At 39.9% G+C, this 1,124-nt stretch carries 2 protein-coding genes; one reads left to right on the forward strand and one right to left on the reverse strand.

From position 1 onward, the window contains the following. Window positions 1-217, forward strand: a 217-nt coding sequence (locus DYY66_RS06605; RefSeq protein ID WP_218583641.1) for a hypothetical protein, incomplete at its 5' end; no start/stop codon positions are given. Between the two features lie 70 nt (window positions 218-287). Here the strand turns inward: DYY66_RS06605 and DYY66_RS06610 are convergent. Further along, the coding region (locus DYY66_RS06610; protein ID WP_166287312.1) for a radical SAM protein at window positions 288-1,124 on the reverse strand (837 nt) is incomplete at its 5' end.

Here is a 1,124-nt window from a genome sequence, read left to right on the forward strand (position 1 = left end):
ATATATCCACACCAATCGAAAGAATTTGTCCATGTTTTCTTTCCCATTGTTTGACAATATCATTTTAGTTACAAGCAAGGCAGCGACTGGACCCATAGCACTTGCAAGAAAGATATCTACCATAATCAAGAGATACAGACTACAACATCTAGCTGCATTTGAGAAAAACATGCTGCAGCAAAACTCTACAGAGAGCATAATTCAAGTCCAAGCATAATTCTCAATTAATACAAAACATGAATCAAGCAAGGAAAAACAATTAATTTTTTTACAATAATACCGGATTTTTAGAATTTTTGTAAAATGTTAAAAAACGTGTCCCTTTGTGCAGGTTCTCGTCCGATTTCTTTTATCATGTTTGCAAGTTCAATTATTGAAGAGTTCGTTCCCTTGCCTGCTGCACGATATATTTCCTCAGAGAATGCAGTGCCCACCAAATCATTTCCTCCATAGGTCAATGCAACTTGTGCAAGTTTTTTGCCCAATGCGACCCAGTATACAGAGATGTTATCAAGCTGGTTTGCAAGCATCAGCCTTGATACTGCGGTAACCCTAAGATCATACGTAGAGGCGCTCTCAGAGGTCACTAGACCCTTCTTTTCAAGTTCGGTATTGTCAAGGCTAAATTTTAGCGGTATCAATGTAAGAAATCCCTTGGTCCTCTTTTGTACCTCTCTTATCTTTACAAGGTGGTCTACGACATGTTCAGGTTTTTCAATATGTCCAAAAAGCATTGTGACATTGCTCTTTATTCCGAGATTATGGGCTTGCTCTATTGTATCAAGCCATTCTTGACCTGAGCACTTGCCACGAACTATTTGGTTTCGAATATCAGGGTGGAACAGTTCTGCACCTCCACCAGGCATCGTATCAAGGCCAGATGTTTTCAGTCTAGTCAACACTTCCTTGACAGAATTTTTTGTCAGACGTGCAATGAAAAAGACTTCGGCTGCAGTGAGTGCCTTGATGTGCATCTCAGGATGACTTTTTTTAATCGTTCTAAACATCTCTTCATAATATTCAAGCGGAAGTTCAGGATGAAAACCGCCAACAATGTGAACCTCTGTTGCACCCAAGCTCTTTGCAATTGCAACACGACCCTCGATGTCCTTTGCTGATAAGGT

The sequence above is a fragment of the Candidatus Nitrosotalea sp. FS genome, assembly GCF_011319475.1.
In the GTDB taxonomy this organism is placed as follows: domain Archaea; phylum Thermoproteota; class Nitrososphaeria; order Nitrososphaerales; family Nitrosopumilaceae; genus Nitrosotalea.